Consider the following 18,777-nt stretch of genomic DNA (forward strand, 5'->3'; position numbering starts at 1 on the left):
TTTACCTTTTTGTAAAAATGCTTGCAGTGATATAAACATTTTGTGTAAACTACTGTGTAACAGCACCACTACCGCTATCTATTCTCTCTGGAAACATTGGTTTAGAATATGTAGTGGTTTTCTATTGCCTATCAAAAAAATCCTTGAATAAACCCCATATTTTCAAATTTAACGGCATTATTCTTTGGTTTAGGAAAGCTTAAGAGCAAGTCTTTGATATTTTCTCGCCAAAATGTATCCTTGCTAATTATATTCAATAGATGGTCAATAACAATCAAATAAAAAAATAGTCTTTTATTATCAAGATTGTTTAATCCCTTAATTTGATGGTCTTTTTTTCCAATAACATCAATATTTACATTCCACAGACGACTATGATGGGCACAGATATTACGAATGTAATTGAGTGAACGTAGCCAGCTGGCGAACACATCGGCATTTCTCACTTGATAACTTTGGGCAATTAGGGTTCTTTGCTTATTAGGTAATCCTGTATAAAGTACCGACACTGCTCCAAAGTCCAAGTGATCAATCGCTACCCAAATAGGAATGGCTTGATAGTTTGTGGCATGGTGTATGATAGCAGGATTCTTTTTTGCTCTTTCAATCTGTTGGTCAAATTTCTCTTTCCACCTATCATAACTAGTTTTACCTTTTTTATCTTTGTATTGAGTAAAGCTTTTATCAAAGCTCTTTGGGTCTAGGTGAGCAATGGGGCTAGTTCTTCCCATGAGATGAGCAATCTGTGTTCTAACAGACATTTCTATGCTTTCTAATGCTTGTAAGACTAGCAGACGTAAGTGTTTATCAAAATTATATAGGTTTAGTACGTCTTGAAAATTTGTATCTCTAATAAATTTATCTTGTCTTTGTCCAGCATTGTCTGTTTGACGAAATGGATACCAATACCCACTAAGTCGATAATAATTGATTTGGGAAATGATGTGCTCCGCTGATTTTTTATCTTCAAAGCACATACCACGACTTTCGAGTAGTTGGATTTGTTGTTGATATGATTTCCAAGGTTTGCAGGGTTTTAGTGGGTTATTCGTCATATTGTTTTTGATACCACGCTCTTGCTTGTGTTTACTTGCTTGCTGCATCGCCAATTCGACAAGATTTTCGGGGTTATGAGGTTGTATTTTGAATCTCTTAAAATAGTGCAATCCTAATCACCCTCAAATCCATCATTTTGGCGATAATATCGTGTGTTACAAGATTTTAACATATTTGATAAAATAGTAGCTTTGAAAGCGCCAAAGATTAAAAATAATATTAACCTAAAAAAACCTGCGAAATTGCAGGTTATAAGCTTTTATAGAAATTTGAATTACTGCTCAATCGCATAATCAATGGTGACAACGAGCCGCACCAATTTATCCACGCCATCTTTATCATACGTCCCGCCATAATCTGAGTCATCGGTATCAGGGTTATGCGCATCCAAAATATTAAACGACCCTTGCGACGCTGAGCGCATCACCCCCACTTTGGCATGACCGGTTTTGGCAAATTCTTCGGCGCGTTTGTTGGCATCATCGGTGGCTTTGGCAATCAAATCATGCTTGATTTTCTCAAGGTCATTGAGCAGATATTGTGGCTTTTCAAACGTCACGGATTCATGGCTGATACGATAATTTTGCACTTGAGCGAGCATGTTGGTGATTTTATTGAGTTCCTGACTGCTAATTGACAGCGTTTGGGTGGCTTTATAGCCATTTTGGCGGGTGCGGGTTTGTCCCTGCTCATCCACATAATCTTCATTATACGGCTCAACGCTTATGGGCGTGACATTTTGACTAGATACGCTAAAACCTTTACTTGCCACAAATTGCTGCAGCGCTTTATTTATATCCTATAGAGTATAGCAAACAAATATTGAATATTAATGGGATTTTTTTAGCGCGATGGTTTTCGCCAAATTGTCTAATTGCCGCATGGAATGTTTGTTATCCGTGGGCTGCTGATAGCGGATTTGTCGATATAGCGCGGCAAGTGCTTGAATGGCTGCCTTATCGGTGACTTTTGGCTCAAGTCGAGTAAGCCAAGCCAGCACCCCTTCACTATCCTGCCTGGCAAGCGTTTTGTCTTTTTTTGCCAAGCGATTGGATAACTGCACCATAATCCAATCATGTCTATCCCACACCCGGCGACGACGCCACCACAGCCACAATCCAAATAGCGCAAGGACGCTCACAAGGGTGACAAACATCACCATCACTTGCTGATAGACAGATTGGATATTCAGCCATTTAAACAGCGATGACCGCTGGCGGTCTTGGTCATAGCCGACCACATCGCGTTGCCAATAGTAGCTAGCTTGGTCAAACAAGCGGCGCGCTTGCTGCAGCATTTGAAACTGCTGATAGCTAATTTGCCCTGCCACGCCCTCACCAAACATTTTTGCCCCAGCGTCTTGGGTGACAGTGTCCATACCCTGCTCGACCCGATTGGGTGCGACAAAGCCCGTAGGATCTACACGCACCCAGCCACGCCCTTGCACCCAAATCTCGCTCCATGCATGGGCATCCATTTGGCGCACTTCCCAACTTTTGCCATCACGCCCTAACTGCCCACCTTGATACCCGGCTACCACCCGAGCAGGTACACCTGCCGCTCGCATAAGGTAAGTAAAACTTGACGCATAATGCTCACAAAACCCTGCACGGGTAGCAAATAAAAAATCATCAATGCGATTACTACCCAAGGTAGGGGGTGATAAGGTGTAGCGAAACTGCTGGCTACGCATCCACTGGGCGATGGCGTTGGTATAGGCAATCGGGTCATCGCCTGCTTGGTGGTAGAGTCGCTGGGCAAATTGGCGACTTTGCGGATTACCGCCTGCTGGCAATGCTAAATTGACCTGACGCTGCTGGGTGGATAAGGCTAAATTGATAGGCGCATCATCTAACCAATGCACTTGATAAGTGAAACGCTGATTGACAGTGTCCCAATACCGCAAGGTAAAATCCGACGTCAGCCCAATGCCTCTTTGGTTGGTTATCGGATAATCAAGCCCAAACAACCAATTTTGTCCCGTCTGCTCCAAAATCACCCGATAGTCAGGGATAACGGCTAAGGTAAAGCGTTTACTCAGCTTCAACGTCGGCAACAACCAATCAGCAAACGGCTGATTGGGCGTCCAAAGCGAGGTGTTAGGATTGGCTCGCCAGGTGGTACCATCAAAATCAGAAAATACCAAACCGCGCCAATATAAATTTTGTTGGCTTGGCTGATGGCCTAAAAATTCTACCCGAAACGCCAATTCAGTCGATTGACTGAGGTTGGCAAAATCGCCCGGTGACATACTATCTGACATGCCGGTCTTTGCTTGCGCGCCGCTCAAATGCACCGACCATAGCGGCGGCAATCGGGGAAAAAATAAAAACAGAATAATGGTCAGAGGAATCGCTTGACCGACCAATAAGCCAAGCGTGCGGTAGCGTCCTGTACCATCATCATTTTGCGCAATCATGGCAAACAGCACGACCATCGTGCCAATCGCCACTTGAAGCGTTGTAATCAAATCTTGGTTGATTAAGAACAGCCCTGCCAATACAAACAGTGATAAACTCAGCACCACATAGCCATCACGCCTGGTATGCAATTCCAGTAGCTTACTGACGGCACACAATAGCAAAAACGCGATACCGACATCCAATCCAAAGGCAGTACGATAGGTCAAATACAGCCCCACCAAACTTGCAATGAATCCTGTGTACTGTATCAACTGTAATGAGCGCGGACGATACAAGGCGTTGGGCAACCAACGTCGCAGGGGTTGCAATTGAAAGATGATAATAAAAAAGGCATACACCGATAGCCAAATGGGTAAATTTTTGACGTGAAAAGCCACAATCAACAGTTGAGACAGCAATATCCACTGATACGCCGAGATTTGGTTTAGGCGCGCAGATAAAGTTAAGCTAGGGCGATTTGGGTTAGGGTGACTCATGGCGTTTTTGCCAATCTTAGCAAACATTGCTGACGAAATGCTTGTCCTTCACCTATTGCGCCTTCACCATCAGGCAGTCGCAATTGAAAAGCGATTTGGCTCTGGGTCAAACTATCCACCCCGTAGCGCAGCTGGCTGAGTTTTTCTTCATGCGTTACCGCAGGCATTTGATAGTAATCAAGTAATTGCTGCTGCCCCACACTCTCCACAAAACGTTTTGACATGAGTCCTTGCCCGCGCGCGACATGCGCCCACGAAATACGCGCCAATGATTCCCCTGGGACATAATTATCCAGTTGGTCAAAATCTTCCTGCCCCGCTTGGGTGTGTAAGGCAGCGGTTTGTTCATCATCGGATGGCACAAACTGACTGGCTTTCATCTCATAGCTCAGTGGTGCAGGATATATCCACGCGTGTCCTTCAAAAAACACATATGACCAAGCTTGTAAAATCCCTAAGGGATATACGGTACTCACCGTGAGTCTGGGTAACACAAATTTGCCACGTTTATCGGCTGCTAACCATAAGCTCACCTGTTGCGGCGCCTGTATTTGACTGACCAACAGCCAATCATTTGGTTCGGACTGTGCATTGGGTTTGCGGCGTATCGGCTGTTTAAAGTCAAAGGCGTTGTTGGCAAAACTTAACCGAATTTGCCGATGCGGCTGACTTGACTCACTGCTAATTTGCAGTCGCACTTGCACTTTGTCACCCACTTGCGTGTCGCTGATATCCACCAATTTGATTTGCAACCCTGCCAAGTGAGCAAAGGTATAATGAATAGTCACCACCAGTAGACTACCCAACAAAAAGCACAAACCCAACACCAAATTATTGGCGTAATTAATCCCTGCGACAAAGGTAATGATGAGTAAAAAAGCGTACAGCAATCCTTCTTTACTCAAAAAAATATATACGTTACGCAGGTTGAGGGTAATGTCGCGGCTAATCGGCGCTCGACGCTTAAACCATGTTTGCAAGTAGTTTTCAAGTCGCTGGCGAATGGCAAACATGATAGGCGCGGGCTCTTAATCGGATAATTTAATCAAATAATAAAAATACAGTAATGAGAAAGTTTTTAACACTAAAACACGTTATACATCATGGTTTACACCAGTACTGGCACCTGGCGCAACAACTGGGTGGCAATCGATTGCGGCTGCTCACCGCCCAAATGATTAAATGGGATAAAAGCTTGCCCCAAGCGATGATCGACGACGGCAGCAAATACCGCTTGGATATCTTCTGGCGTCACTTCATTGTAGCCACCCAAATAAGCAAAGGCTTGGGCCGCTTGCTTGAGCGCTAGCACACCACGGGTAGATAGACCATGATAGTCCCGGCTTTCACGCGTTTTTGCTACCAACCGCTGCAAGTAGTCAATCACGACATCTGCGATATATATGTCTTTGGCTTGCGCTTGTGCCTGCTGCAATGATTGGGTATCTAACATCGGGGTAATTTGACTCAGCATTTGACGTCTATCTTTACCCAGTAGCAACTCTCGCTCTGCATTAACTGAGGGATAACCCAGCGATAAACACATCAAAAACCGATCCAGCTGTGACTCAGGTAAAATAAACACACCCGATTGCTGCGTCGGGTTTTGCGTGGCAATCACAAAAAAAGGTTCAGGGAGTTTTCGCGTTACCCCATCTTGCGACACTTGCCGCTCTTCCATCGCCTCTAACAGCGCAGATTGGGTTTTTGGGCTTGAGCGATTAATTTCATCAGCAAGTAACAGCTGGCAAAATATCGGACCTGGCTTAAATTCAAATGTGCCAGTATCGGTTTTATACAGCGAAATCCCTAGAATATCGGCAGGTAGCATATCGCTGGTAAATTGCACCCGATTAAACGATAACCCTAAATGGTTGGCAATCGCGTGCGCTAGCGTGGTTTTACCCATTCCTGGTAAATCTTGAAGCAGTAAATGACCATTGGCTAACAAACAAGCAACCGCTAGCTTCACCACGGCAGGTTTATCCAAGATGATCTCATTAATACTCACCAACATGGCTTGCAATCGTTGTTGTAACGGCTGATTGTCTAAGTTACCCATCACCATGTGGTCTTTCCTTTAAAGGTTTAAATTTTGTTTATCAATCATGTTCGCTAAAAATATCGCTTAAAGGTATAGCCACAAAGCGATTTAACGAAGTGTCGAAATATAGGCAATAATATCTTGGCGGACTTTGGCATCAGTAATCGGGTCAGAACGCATACGCGTTCCTGCGATGGTCTGTTTTGGATGGGCGATATATTTATCCAAATTTTCCGCTGTCCACGTCATATTGCTGTTTTTTAGTGCGTCTGTATATTGATAATCGGTTAATAAGGCGGATTTTGCCCCATAAATACGCAGTAATTGTGGGCCTTTCTCGTTATTTCCTGGCTGCAGCTTGTGACATTTTAGACAGGCTTCTTCGTATTGCTTTTTACCGTTATCGGCATCCCCTTGGCTATAAACGGGCAAGGTAACTGCTGGGCGCTCGGCGGGTGGCTGATGTTGACAACCTGTCGCAATGACGATACAAAGACCCCATCCTAGCATAGGCAATCGGTTTGATTTATGAATGATTGTTTGGTGCATGTTGGCTAACTCGTTTTTACTTTATAAATTCAGCGCTTGGATTTAGCTTGGTTCAGTCTCGATGTGCATGGTGTCACTCGCTTTTTGCAAATAGGCCCCTTGCAAATAACGCGCACCGACTGTCCATGCCGCTGACATGGCGGCAGGGTCTTCAATAAAAGGCATCAAACAACTAGAACCGCGCTCAGTGATTTCGCGCACCACCGTTGCCACGGTATTGACATTGTCATTGTTGCTCAAATCTTTGATATAGCTGCGATCGAGTCGTACCAGTTGCGGTTTGACAAATTCCAATACTTCCATCGCATTGACCGCCGAGCCAAAATTATAGATACCTAGGTGACAACCCATTTGGTTAAGCTCCTGACTTTGTTTGGCTGCCACCGCTAGATAATCAATTACCATGGTTTCATTAAACTGCAACGTCAACACCCCCTGCTCGCTGGTACCTAATGCTTGCATCAATCGACTCATAAAGCTTGGCAAGGTAGCATCTGCTAGTGATATCGCGCTTAAATGCACTAATAATCGGGCGCCGGCATCGACCTCATGACGGTAACGTTTTAAATCTTTACAGGCTTGAATTAACACCCAACGGTCGATTTTATCCATCAACTGATGTCTGGTCGCCACTTCTAAGAATTTATCAGGTGCCATTAAGCTGCCATCTGCTAGCGGCAGACGTAGAAACACCTCAAACATGTTACTGACATCGTTTTCAACGTCATAAATCGGCTGATATAATAATTTAAATTTGCTGTGTTCTAGCGCATCACGTAGCGATTCGTACAGCGCACTGTCATCACTGCTGGCAAAACTACTGGGGTCATATAGATAGAATAAATCTTTATCGTCGTTACTGTCTTTATTGGCTTTGGCTGCCATGCCGACGGCTTGGATGACACGGTTAATAATAGTATTGGTATCAGGTGCACTGGCGTTGACTAAGGTTGCACCAATGGTTACTGTGGTCTTAACCGTACGATGACCGATTTCAATAATGGTACTATTGATATCGGCAACTAATTTTTGTCCCAATGCTGTCAAATCTTGTTGTCGCATATTAGGGATAATTAGCATAAACATGCTATCATTAAACCGGCTCAAATAGCCATTTTTCACCCGCTCTACCCCAATAATCTCAGTGAGATGTTGCTCAAGAATATTGGCAACGGCAACCACCACCCCATCAATCCCTTCAATCCCCACACTGGCATAGATTTTACCAATATTATCGACGCGTAGCGCCATCAAACCCACAGATAGGTTTTTCTCAACAATCACGTCACGTAGTCGGTTAAACAGTCTTTCAAAACCATGACGATTAAATAGCCCTGTGATTGAGTCAATGCGTTCCATTGCTTCAAGTTTTTTGGCAAGCTCAGCGCTATTGGCTTGTTCGTTGGGCTGGATAATGACTTGTAGACACGGCTGACTATCATAGGTAGCAGCCGCTAACTGCAGCTTAGCCGCGAAGGTAGTATTATCTTTTCTCACACTTTCAAATTTAAATTCGACGTTTTTACGGTTGCCTTTTTCAAAGTCTTTTAAAAACGTTTTAAAATCTTGAATATTGTTGCGCGCAATCAAGTCAACAACGGGTATCCCCATCAATTCATCGAGCGTTTTAAACCCAAACATTTCAAGATAGGGCTCATTGGCATAAATATGTAAACCATCTTCAATATAAGCCACTGCACTCTTGGAGTTTTTGATAAGAATATTGGCACGCTGTTCGGCATCACTCAACACCATTTTTAGCCGCTCAAGCTCGCGGACGAGTTTATGATGCTCGTGTTCATGGCAGATACGAATAGCCATGCGCAATAACCTACTTTTGGGCAAAGCATCCGCCGCGCCCCAATAGGTATATAAAGGTAATAAAACATGGGTTTTATCATTGTCGCTAACAAGCTGCGTCTGGGCTTGCTCATTGGCAGTTAATGCGCCTGGGTAAGCAGTCGCGTCATCAGGCAACAGAGCGATGACGGGGATGTGAGTATCGTGGGCTTTTAAAATCTCTTTGACGTCTTTAAACGATAAATCATACGCATTTCCCACCAAAACAATGTCCCAAGACTGGCGCAATAACTTAATCAGCTCGTCTTTGGCATCCAAAAATCCTAAATTAACCTGTCTATAATAATGTTTTTCTAATAACCCAACCAACTGCTCGGCATACAGCTGGTTATCATCAATGATTAACAGATTGAGTTGGTTGTGTTTTTGCATCGATTCACTATCCCATTAAACGCTTGCCCATTAACGCTTGGTTTATAGAGCCATGTGCAAGCTATTATAAGCGAACTGTTTGATAAATTATTTATAATATTAGATTCAATTTCTTATTATATGATTAATCTGTCAAAACGGCTACAAGGATATGAAAATCTTTTATTTTTAATAAGTTAGAGTTAAAATGGCAGGTTTTGTTGCCATTTCTTAGCGGTTAAAAGTTTACGGAATTCTTACAAAAGCGTATTCTTCGATATCATCAGTCATATCAAGTAGCTCAGTCAGACGCACGTTAATTTCCTTGCTCTCAATACGCACCACTAGCTTGTCTGCCACTTGGTAGCCAAAGCGTGCCATCAGCAAACGGGGCTGGGTATCAGCGTTGTTTGGATCGCTAGGGATAATAAATGCCGCAACAAAATGTGGCTGACGGCCACCCGCATTTTGAAAGCGCACGCCACAGGGAATGGCATTTTGACAATGCACTTGTACTTGTGCCTCAATTTCTAAGTAGGTCTTGTTGGTGGGTTGACCGGTTGGCGTATCGATAAAACCTTGACGGTTATCTTTAATGTAGCCGAGCTGCCAAGTTTTTGCGCCATTAACCTTTCGCAGCGCAATTAAGCAATTGACTTGCAATTGCCTCAGCGGATGATAGCTATCGCCACGGCTGCTGCTTGGATATGGGTCAACGATTTGATTGGCGTAGTTAAACACGTGCGACAGGCACATGGATTGGGGATTTTCTTTGTTTAGCTCCACAACGGTAGATTTTTTAAGATACGCCGTATGTTGAGTTTTGGGTTTTAACCGCTCAGGCAACTCATTGGCATGAATGAGATTGCCCAAACTGGTTTTATTCGCAAGCATGTAATGGATATTATTAAATCCAAGTACCACTTCACATTTTGAATGGTTCTGATGATAGTGTGCCGCTGGTTTTAACCCATCTTGGATATTATTCAATACCAATTTGGCCTGACGCGCGCTGTTTTTTATCTCAGCATCGCTACTGTTTTGACCTTGGCTGATGGTTTGATGTAAGTGTTTAAACAACCGGCTAAACATGACAAACAGGCAATTGCTGGCTGCTGCAAAGGGATTGAATGTACCATCGATTTCTAGCAGTTTGGGCGGCTGCTTACCTTCTAAATCAATATACAGGTAAGGTTTTTCTAGCAAGTCTTTGCTAATTATTAGCGCTTCAATCCACTGGGTACTTACTTTTTGTATGGCTACAATATCCGCACGCCGACAAGCATACGGATTGGTAACCGCTACCGTCAAGCAATGAAAATATATTTCCTCAATCGATAGCGGTGCACCTTGTTTGTTATACTCATTGGCAGAATGCAGTTTGATTGGCAAGGAGATAGACTGCCAATCATTAGTGACCGCAAATCGATAGCAGGCATTCAGATATTGCCAAATCACTTGTGTATCTTTACGATAGCCGATATATTTTTCAAACAGCGATTGGCGCAGTAATAGCATGGTACTGTAGAGGGAGCGCTGAATGACTTGGGTGGGGGTAAGTGATTGAGGTGTTTGGCGAAATAGGCTAATGATGCCTTTTTTCTCAGCTCCTTCAGGTCGAGCCGCCGCACGTTGCCAGATGACATGGTAAAACATGATGCTTAGATAAAGCACTGATAGCACGGTATCTAAGCCTTGCTGTTTTTCTTCATCCAAAATCCCCGGCTGGGTTTGGTAATTCACCCGCAATTTGCCAAGTAATACGCTGACGGCTTTATTAACCTCATCAAATAATGCAAAGCGTTTGACATCGTCAATATCGGCAAACATCAACTGGTTTATCACGAATTTATATTCGTTATACATCTCACACGCCGACATACGATTAAATTGTATCTGCCAATCGGTCGTATCCTGCAACGAATCCTGGGTAACTTTGAGTTCAATAGGACTGGTCGGTATATCGTTTATGCGCTGTAAGAAATCGTCTAGTGTGAGATCCGTAACCATTTTTTTGTACCAAAATGCACAACATTTTTCGACTTATTTAACAACAATAAATAACACAAAAGCCAGGTTTTAGCTAGATATTTAAGATAATTGTACTATTTATCAGATAAGTAACAGATAACCCATTATTTTAGTTGTTGTGTTTCAAAATATGTTAGTGGTTATACAAATCAATGGGCGTTTTAAATGGCTTATTAGGTAATTCTCGCACCAACTTTGGCACCAAGTAGCCAGCACATTTGGCGAGTAACTCCCAGTACAAAGCGACTGCTTGCTCATCTGAAATATAAAAATGGCTCGCCCCGGCAACTTTATCAAGCACATGCAAATAATAGGGTAATACGCCCGCTTGCCATAATTTTTCGTTTAAGCTTGCAAGCGTATTTGCATCGTCATTAATCGACTTGAGTAGCACGGTTTGGTTAAGTAAAGTAACACCTGCTTTTTTTGCCTTAGCCAAAAATATTTGTGTTTCTTGGTCGATTTCATTGGGGTGATTGGCATGAATGACTATGACGATGTGACAGCGGCTGTTAGCAAATCGCGCAAGTAACGGCTCATCTAAGCGCTCAGGAATCATCACAGGTACACGGGTGTGGATACGAATGGTCTGCACTTGCGGTAGTGCTTCAAGGGTGGTGAAAATCTCCAATAAACGACGATTGCTCAGCGATAACGGGTCGCCGCCACTTAAAATCACCTCATTGATGGCGGGGTGCGCTGTGATGTAGGCACTGATGGCTTGCCAATCGTTTTGGGTTGGTAGATTCTCGTGGTAGTCAAAGTGCTGGCGAAAACAATAGCGACAATTGACCACGCAAGCCCCGGTGACAGGAATCAGCACACGTGATGCATATTTGTGGATGATGCCTTTGACCGGATTGGCGTGTTGTTCATCGAGTGGGTCGGTGACAAAGCCGGTGACTTGTACCGTTTCTTGAAACGTCGGCAACACTTGCTTAAGCAGCGGGTCATGGATATCGCCTTTCCCCATTTTTTGCACAAAGCGGCGTGGCACTTTGAGGGGAAATTGACCGACCTGACTATCAAAGCTATCTATCGGCAAATCTAATGCTTGCGCCAATTCAGCAAAGCTCGTGATGGTATCAGAAAACGCATTTTGCCAGTTTTTTTGTGTCGCCAAATAGTTTATCATATAGTGTTTATCCAATTGTCAATGCCGCTTGCTGATAACGCCTGTTGCGGATAGGGTTACAGCGTAGGTAGCGCATTTATGCAAATTGGCTATTATACAAAGATTTGATTTACCTCGGTTATTTTTTAGTCGCAACACCTTATTAGGAAATTTTATGGCAACTTACTCAACCAATGAATTTAAAGCTGGCTTAAAAGTCATGCACGAAGGCAACCCCTTTGCAATTTTAGAAAATGAATACGTTAAACCAGGTAAAGGTCAAGCATTCAACCGCGTCAAAATGCGTAACCTAAAAACGGGTAAAGTATTAGAAAACACCTTTAAATCTGGCGATAGCCTTGAAGGCGCTGACGTTGTTGATACTGAAATGAACTACCTATACAACGATGGCGAATTCTGGCACTTTATGCACCCAGAAAGCTTTGAGCAGCTACAAGCCGACAAAAATGCGATGGGCGATGCGGCAAAATGGTTAAAAGAAAATAGCAACGAAGAATGTACCATTACCCTATTCAATGGTGTGCCTTTAAGCGTTGCCGCGCCAAACTTTGTTGAGTTAGTGATTACTGAAACTGACCCAGGTCTAAAAGGCGATACATCAGGTGGCGGCGGTAAACCTGCAACCCTTGAAACAGGCGCAGTCGTACGTGTGCCATTATTTGTCCAACAAGGCGAAAAAATCAAAGTCGATACCCGCACTGGCGAATACCTATCACGGGTACAATAATATATTCTATTACCAAGAATTTTGAAAAAATAAAAGCCCAACTAACTGTTGGGCTTTTATTTTTTAACATGTGATTGAAAAATTTTTTGTTACGCTGTCACACTGACGTAGCATCATAAAAAAATCATTCGTCAAACGCGCATGGAAAAAATGATTACCCAAATAGAACAACAAATGAAATAATTCACCAAGATAATCAAACTAGCGTTAGCTCAAACCGCTAAAATACCAAGACAAACTAAAAGGCAAGTTAATATACAAATACCAATATAGACAACTCAAGGATATATCATGCCAGAACTCACCCCGCCAGAAACCAGCCCTGTCATCACCCTTGAAGCGCCGCAACCCGTTGCCGTTGTGCCACAAGACGAAGCCGACCAACTGGTCAAACTTGACCTAACCAAAGTGCCTGAACTTGATGCCAAAGTGAACGATTTTGTGATGCATGTATTACAAACCCCTGTCAACACGTCTGTATTCGATGAGAAAGTCAAAGCCATTCATCAGCTAGGTAGTGCCGAAATTCGCGCTTCCGCGCAGATTGCAAATCGCATGCTTGATCGTCCTGCCAAAAGCATGGATAAAGCCTTATTTGACAACTCCCCGATTGCCAAATCCTTGACTGAGCTACGCAGCGTGGTCGAAGACCTAGATCCAAGCCGACAAGGTTCGCTGTCAAGTCCACGCAAATTTTTGGGCATCATCCCAATGGGCAAATCCGTACAAGATTATTTTCGTAAATACCAATCTTCGCAAAACCATATCAATGCCATCATCGAAAGCCTGTATCACGGCAAAGATGAACTGATGAAAGACAATGCCAGCATTGAGCAAGAAAAGGTCAATATGTGGGCACTGATGCAGTCGCTCCGTCAATATATTTATGTCGGTCAAAAAATTGATGAACGCCTTGAGCAAAAAATCGGTGAGCTTGAAGCCACCGACCCTGAAAAAGCACGCGTGGTCAAAGAAGAATTGCTGTTTTATATGCGCCAAAAAAATATGGATTTTTTGACCCAACTGGCGGTGAACATCCAAGGGTATTTGGCGCTTGATATGATTCGCAAAAACAACTTAGAGCTCATCAAAGGCGTTGACCGTGCCACGACGACAACGATTGCTGCGCTACGTACTGCGGTGATGGTGTCACAAGCGCTGAGCAGTCAAAAATTGGTACTCGACCAAATCAATGCGCTTAACTCAACGACCAGTAGTTTGATTGAGTCAACGTCAGTCATGCTCAAACGCCAAACCGCGCAAGTTCATGAGCAAGCCAGCGGCAGCTCACTGGACTTGGAAAAACTGCAAAAATCCTTTAATCACATCTATGAGACCATGCATGCCATTGACGCCTTTAAAGTCAAAGCACTGGGCAATATGCAGCAAACGCTCAATGTACTGACCCAAGAAGTTGACCGCGCACAAACCTACCTTGACCGCACCAATCGCCAAACGGTGAGTGAAGTTGCCAACGAGCTGCAAATTGATGAGGAGAAATTGGGTAATATCAAACTTTAACCCCCGTTTGATTTGACTATGCGCAACCTCACGGATGATTGCGGTGTGTTTGCTGACACATAGCTTTAGTTACATGGCTTTAGTCAGACAATTTATTGGGTAATTTTGCAACCACTTGCGCGACCGTGTTATTCAGTTGACTGCTATCGCTCGGCATGACAGTGATATGAGCGATTTTTCGACCTTCGCGCTCTTCTTTATCATAATTGTGCACGTGCACGCCAGCGATGGCTAGGACTTCGTCCAGTTTTGGGTACTCTCCGATGACGTTCAGCATGACAGAGGGTTTGACGATGGCTGTGTCTCCCAATGGCAACCCTGCCACCGCACGCATGTGATTTTCAAATTGACTGGTTACCGCACCTTCAATACTCCAGTGCCCTGAGTTGTGCACGCGGGGTGCGATTTCATTGGCTAGCAATTTTTCAGCGCCGCCTTCAGAAGTCACAAATAATTCTAACGTCAACACGCCCACATAGTTTAAATGTTCGAGCAATTTTTTGATATTACTTTGGGCTTGCTCCGTGAGGTTATCAACATTGGGTGCAGGTGCGGTTGATTTGGCTAAAATACCATCGCTATGTTCATTTTGCACGAGCGGATAATAGCGAATTTCACCGTTTTGGGCGCGCACTGCAATGATAGATACTTCGCGCTCAAAGTGAATAAAGCCTTCGGCAATGAGCGGCGCTGTTTTGGTTGCGTCACCAAGTTCTGCCCACGCGGTGTCAATTTGGTTAGCGGATTTGACCACAAACTGCCCTTTACCATCATAGCCCCCGCGTGTGGTTTTGAGTACCAAGGGTAGCCCCAATTTGTCGGCGGCGGCCTGGATATCGGCTTTGTTATGCACTGCCATAAAAGGCACGGTGGCGATATCTAATTGATTAAACAATTTTTTTTCATTTAACCGATCTTGTGCCACCGATAGCGCAAATGACGATGGGTACAAGGTTTTGGTCGATTCCAAAAACTGGGCAGGTTTGAGCGGGGTGTTTTCAAATTCTAAGGTAAAAATATCGCAGCTTTTGGCAAAATCTTCAAATTGCTCGCTACTAAACACTTTGCCCAGTAAGCGTGCGGGGCAATTGGCACTATCCTCCAAAAACACGCAGCGAATGCCCAGTGGCAACGCCGCTTGCGCCAACATCATACCTAGCTGTCCGCCACCTAAAATCCCAATCGTTTTGACTGGATAATTGGAATGATTGATGGTATAAAAATTGGCGGTTTGCATAGGCATGGTGGCAACTCTTTTTGATAAGTGAAACACAGAAGAAAAATTATGGCTAATTATAAAGGATTTGCCCACAAATAAAAAATCCAAGCACAAAAAAACCCATAAGTCTTTAGTCTTATGGGTTCAACAAATCAATGCATAGGCGTTACGCCTTAACTATAATGCACGGGTTCTTCGTCATACACATTGGCATGCCACTGCGAGAGCTGCTTTTGCATTAAGGTTTGAATGGCAGCATGAATCATACTTTGACCAATCAGCTGGGTATCATCCCCCAACAGTTCTTTCACTTTGTCAGAAAATTCAATACTTACCAAGTTTTCTGATTCGTCATTCGAGGTACGTAGTACCATTTTGCCGTCAGCTTGCTCGATAAACTCTAGCATCATCGCTTCTGCTTTGGCCTCTTTTGCCGCTTGCAGTAGGCTTTGGTAATCTGATTTTGTATCTTTTTGCATCGTCGCTCCTCAATCTTTTATCCGCCCCAGTGACTACTTTGGTTACTACCTTAGTAACTATCTGATTAACTAGGATAGTCAAACTATTAGTCACCCTGTGATATCGCTTTAATCAACGTAAGCATGGTTTAACGCTTGCATCTTTTTAGAAGCTTGTTGACAGCTTATTAACAGGGTTTGGCATCTTGCATGATTATTAAAATGGCGACTTTAACGGTAAAAATCAAGCATAATTTGTGATATTAACACAGCCACTACAATGCTTAATGCTTAAGGGTTGCTGTGATAAATTATTTAGCGACCCGATTTAGCGACCCGGTGAACTTACAACAACTGCGGAAATACGCTTTTTAAGCCGCCAACAAAAATCTCTACTGCAACGGCCGCAAGTAGCATGCCCATGATACGATTGAGCACATTAAGCCCTGTGTCACCTAAGAAACGACTCACCTGCCCCGCTGCCATAAAGCTTAGATAAGTAATAATACTGATAATCAAACCTGCGGTGATAATCGCTAACATATTAAAATAACTATGCCCACTTGCGGCATAAATAATCACGGTAGAAATCCCACCTGGACCAATCACCATCGGAATCGTCAACGGCACCACCGCAGATGCCGCCCCTTGAAACGCCACGCCATTTAAATCCCCAGATTTGCCGACATGCGGTTTGGCAACATTGCCAGCGCCATTCATCATGCCAATGGCAATAATCAATACCAAGATACCGCCTGCGATACGAAATGAGCCAAGCGAAATACCCAACACCTTTAAAATAGGCTCGCCTGCCAACGAAAATATTGCGATGGTCACAAACACGGTAATGGCTGAAATCAGTGCAACTTTGCGAGTTTGTTGTCGATTAGCGTCTTTGGTGATATCAATAAATAACGATAACGCGGCAAATGGATTGACCAGTACCACCAGTGCCAAAAATATTTTTAAGACTTGAGATTCCATGAGTATTGACTAACTTATTGGGTGAGGTTGGGTGAATATGACAAAGCAGTTATGGTAGCATAAATTTAAGTCAGCAGGGTTACGGCGTTAATTCGCTTAGCGCCACCAGTACGCATGCTAAGCCTGCACAATAAGCCCTAAATTAATGGCTGTCTAACGTTTGGGTGATTTTATCAAGATTTAAACTATCGGACATGGCATTAAAAATCTCATAGTATTTGCCTTGCTTGCGATACAGTTCATCATGCGTGCCTGTCTCCACCACGCGCCCTTGCTCGATGACCACCAAATCATCAGCGTCAATAATCTGCGCGATATTGTGCGACACGATAATCACCGTGCGATTTTGTTTGATTAAATCCAAACTGCGCTTGATTTGCTGGCTGGCAATGGCATCTAGACTTGCGGTCGGCTCGTCCAAAAAGACAATTGGCGGATTTTTGAGAAACATACGTGCCAGTGCAATACGCTGCTGCTGTCCACCTGACAAGGATTTGGCTTCGCTTTGGTAGCCTTTGGGCAGTTGGTTGATTTGTTCATGAATAGAGGCTTGTATTGCTGCCTGCTCAATCTGAGCCTGGCTGGCAGTTAAATCGCCATAACGAATATTTTCTTCAATAGTCCCGCCAAAAATATGGTTTTTTTGCAACACCAAACCGATTTGTTGGCGTAGCTCATGGGTATCATAGTCTTGCAAATCCTTGCCATCGAGCAAAATTCGCCCGTGCGTGGGCTGATAAAATTTTACCAACAGATTGATAATGGTGCTTTTACCTGCGCCACTCAACCCGACCAATGCAGTAATTCGGTTGCGCCGAATGCGAAAGCTGACATCCTGCAAGGCCTGGTTGCCGTTGGGATAAACAAAATCCACGTGCTGAAGTTCGATATCGCCCTGCACCGTCGCAGGATTGACACCGCCTACCACTTCGATTTGGCTATCATCTTCTAAGATATCAAAAAACCCTTCGGCATAAGTCAGGGCATCATTGACCTCATCGTAGATACGATGCAACTGGCGAATCGGCGATGCGACGTTTTGAAATAACAACACATGAAACATAATCATGCCAATGGTCATCTGCCCATCAAGCACAAAATACGCGGTTAAAATAATAATCGCCACGACACCAATCTGCTCGATAAAACTTTTGAGTGCATCATAGCCAAAGCCAATACCGCGCGTTTTGAGCTGGTTATCGGTCATCTCTTTTTGAATGGCAAAATGTTTTTGCGCTTCAATCGGTTCGCGGACAAAGGATTTGATCACGGTGATAGCGTTAATGAGCGAAATGATTTGCTCGCTTTTGCTCTCCCGGTAGTGGCGCATCTGCCGACGAAAGCCTTGCAAGCGCGTGGCTTGTCTTTGACTGATATAAAAATAAATCGGCACAATCACCAGCCCTACCAGCCCCACCCACACATTGGCGCTAAACATCACTACCAGCGCTACGATCGCATTGGCAAATAACGGCAACATATCGATAAAAAAGTTTTGCACCAAGCGCGTGAGACTACTGACACCCAAATCAATGCGCGTCTGCAGCTTACCACTGTCGTTATCAGGGTGGGTATAAAACCCCATGCGGTAACTTAAAATACGCGCCACGACTTTTTGCGATAAATCCCGGGACAAATTAATACGGATTTTTTCACCAAAATAGCGCTGTCCAAAGCTGATTGCCGCGTATAACAGTTCTTTGAGCAGTAGCACGATGCTGATAGTCGTGAGCAGTTTTGCACCTTCCTGCCACGGCTCGCTGAGCTTGAGAATCTCGGTCAAATGATCGACTGTGTAACGCAGTACAAAAGCATTGACCTGTGCGGCAAATGAACCAATCACCGTAAGGAGCAACGTCGCTATGATTAATGAATGATAAGGTTTTGCAAAAACGGATAATTTTTTGATAATTGACCACAGTACGGCGCCGCGCTCGCGTTTG

The 18,777-nt window shown here is 43.9% G+C and carries 15 protein-coding genes; 2 read left to right on the forward strand and 13 right to left on the reverse strand.

What is annotated here, in order from left to right:
• Positions 1-131: 131 nt before the first annotated feature.
• The 9 genes from RTN07_RS05875 to epmB all read right to left on the reverse strand — a co-directional run bounded on the left by RTN07_RS05875 (position 132) and on the right by epmB (position 11,925).
• Complete coding sequence (locus RTN07_RS05875; protein WP_007117126.1) at positions 132-1,103, reverse strand: Abi family protein; 972 nt, start codon at positions 1,101-1,103, stop codon at positions 132-134.
• 227 nt (positions 1,104-1,330) lie between these two features.
• On the reverse strand, positions 1,331-1,852 hold the full coding sequence (locus RTN07_RS05880) for an SIMPL domain-containing protein (RefSeq protein WP_081454574.1): 522 nt from the start codon (positions 1,850-1,852) through the stop codon (positions 1,331-1,333).
• A 33-nt stretch (positions 1,853-1,885) separates the two neighbouring features.
• Entirely contained in the window at positions 1,886-3,955 is a 2,070-nt protein-coding gene (locus RTN07_RS05885; RefSeq protein ID WP_312176535.1) for a transglutaminase TgpA family protein, read from the reverse strand.
• Positions 3,952-4,968 carry a DUF58 domain-containing protein gene (locus RTN07_RS05890; protein WP_312176538.1) on the reverse strand — a complete coding sequence of 339 codons (1,017 nt, stop codon included), beginning with the start codon at positions 4,966-4,968 and terminating at the stop codon, positions 3,952-3,954. Before RTN07_RS05890 ends, RTN07_RS05885 begins: the two co-directional genes overlap by 4 nt.
• Positions 4,969-5,063: 95 nt before the next feature.
• On the reverse strand, positions 5,064-6,023 hold the full coding sequence (locus RTN07_RS05895; RefSeq protein WP_312176541.1) for an AAA family ATPase: 960 nt from the start codon (positions 6,021-6,023) through the stop codon (positions 5,064-5,066).
• An 84-nt stretch (positions 6,024-6,107) separates the two neighbouring features.
• Positions 6,108-6,548, reverse strand: a complete 441-nt coding sequence (locus tag RTN07_RS05900) for a c-type cytochrome (protein ID WP_312176544.1) — start codon at positions 6,546-6,548, stop codon at positions 6,108-6,110.
• A 42-nt stretch (positions 6,549-6,590) separates the two neighbouring features.
• Positions 6,591-8,780, reverse strand: coding sequence for a GGDEF/EAL domain-containing response regulator (locus tag RTN07_RS05905; protein ID WP_312176546.1), 2,190 nt, complete (start codon positions 8,778-8,780; stop codon positions 6,591-6,593).
• A 225-nt stretch (positions 8,781-9,005) separates the two neighbouring features.
• Positions 9,006-10,769 carry a hypothetical protein gene (locus tag RTN07_RS05910; RefSeq protein ID WP_312176549.1) on the reverse strand — a complete coding sequence of 588 codons (1,764 nt, stop codon included), beginning with the start codon at positions 10,767-10,769 and terminating at the stop codon, positions 9,006-9,008.
• A 154-nt stretch (positions 10,770-10,923) separates the two neighbouring features.
• Positions 10,924-11,925 (reverse strand): EF-P beta-lysylation protein EpmB, encoded by a 1,002-nt coding sequence (gene epmB, locus RTN07_RS05915; protein ID WP_076776427.1) that lies wholly within the window; start codon positions 11,923-11,925, stop codon positions 10,924-10,926.
• A gap of 154 nt (positions 11,926-12,079) precedes the next feature.
• On the opposite strand from epmB, the gene efp reads away from it, so the two are divergent.
• Together efp and RTN07_RS05925 are read left to right on the forward strand one after the other, a co-directional pair.
• Positions 12,080-12,652, forward strand: coding sequence for an elongation factor P (gene efp, locus RTN07_RS05920; RefSeq protein ID WP_007117135.1), 573 nt, complete (start codon positions 12,080-12,082; stop codon positions 12,650-12,652).
• Positions 12,653-12,943: 291 nt separating this feature from the next.
• On the forward strand, positions 12,944-14,173 hold the full coding sequence (locus RTN07_RS05925; RefSeq protein ID WP_312176551.1) for a toxic anion resistance protein: 1,230 nt from the start codon (positions 12,944-12,946) through the stop codon (positions 14,171-14,173).
• Between the two features lie 79 nt (positions 14,174-14,252).
• On the opposite strand, the gene RTN07_RS05930 is transcribed toward RTN07_RS05925, so the two are convergent.
• The 4 genes from RTN07_RS05930 to RTN07_RS05945 form a co-directional block, all read right to left on the reverse strand.
• Complete coding sequence (locus RTN07_RS05930) at positions 14,253-15,410, reverse strand: 5-(carboxyamino)imidazole ribonucleotide synthase (protein ID WP_409455546.1); 1,158 nt, start codon at positions 15,408-15,410, stop codon at positions 14,253-14,255.
• A 155-nt stretch (positions 15,411-15,565) separates the two neighbouring features.
• Positions 15,566-15,871 carry a hypothetical protein gene (locus tag RTN07_RS05935; RefSeq protein WP_201665637.1) on the reverse strand — a complete coding sequence of 102 codons (306 nt, stop codon included), beginning with the start codon at positions 15,869-15,871 and terminating at the stop codon, positions 15,566-15,568.
• 324 nt (positions 15,872-16,195) lie between these two features.
• A complete protein-coding gene (locus tag RTN07_RS05940) occupies positions 16,196-16,834 on the reverse strand; it encodes a MarC family protein (RefSeq protein ID WP_007117140.1) in 639 nt (212 codons plus the stop codon).
• Between the two features lie 142 nt (positions 16,835-16,976).
• Complete coding sequence (locus RTN07_RS05945; protein ID WP_312176629.1) at positions 16,977-18,755, reverse strand: ABC transporter ATP-binding protein; 1,779 nt, start codon at positions 18,753-18,755, stop codon at positions 16,977-16,979.
• Between the last annotated feature and the right edge of the window lie 22 nt (positions 18,756-18,777).

Source organism: Moraxella sp. CTOTU46934 (assembly GCF_031979465.1).
In the GTDB taxonomy this organism is placed as follows: domain Bacteria; phylum Pseudomonadota; class Gammaproteobacteria; order Pseudomonadales; family Moraxellaceae; genus Faucicola; species Faucicola tetraodonis.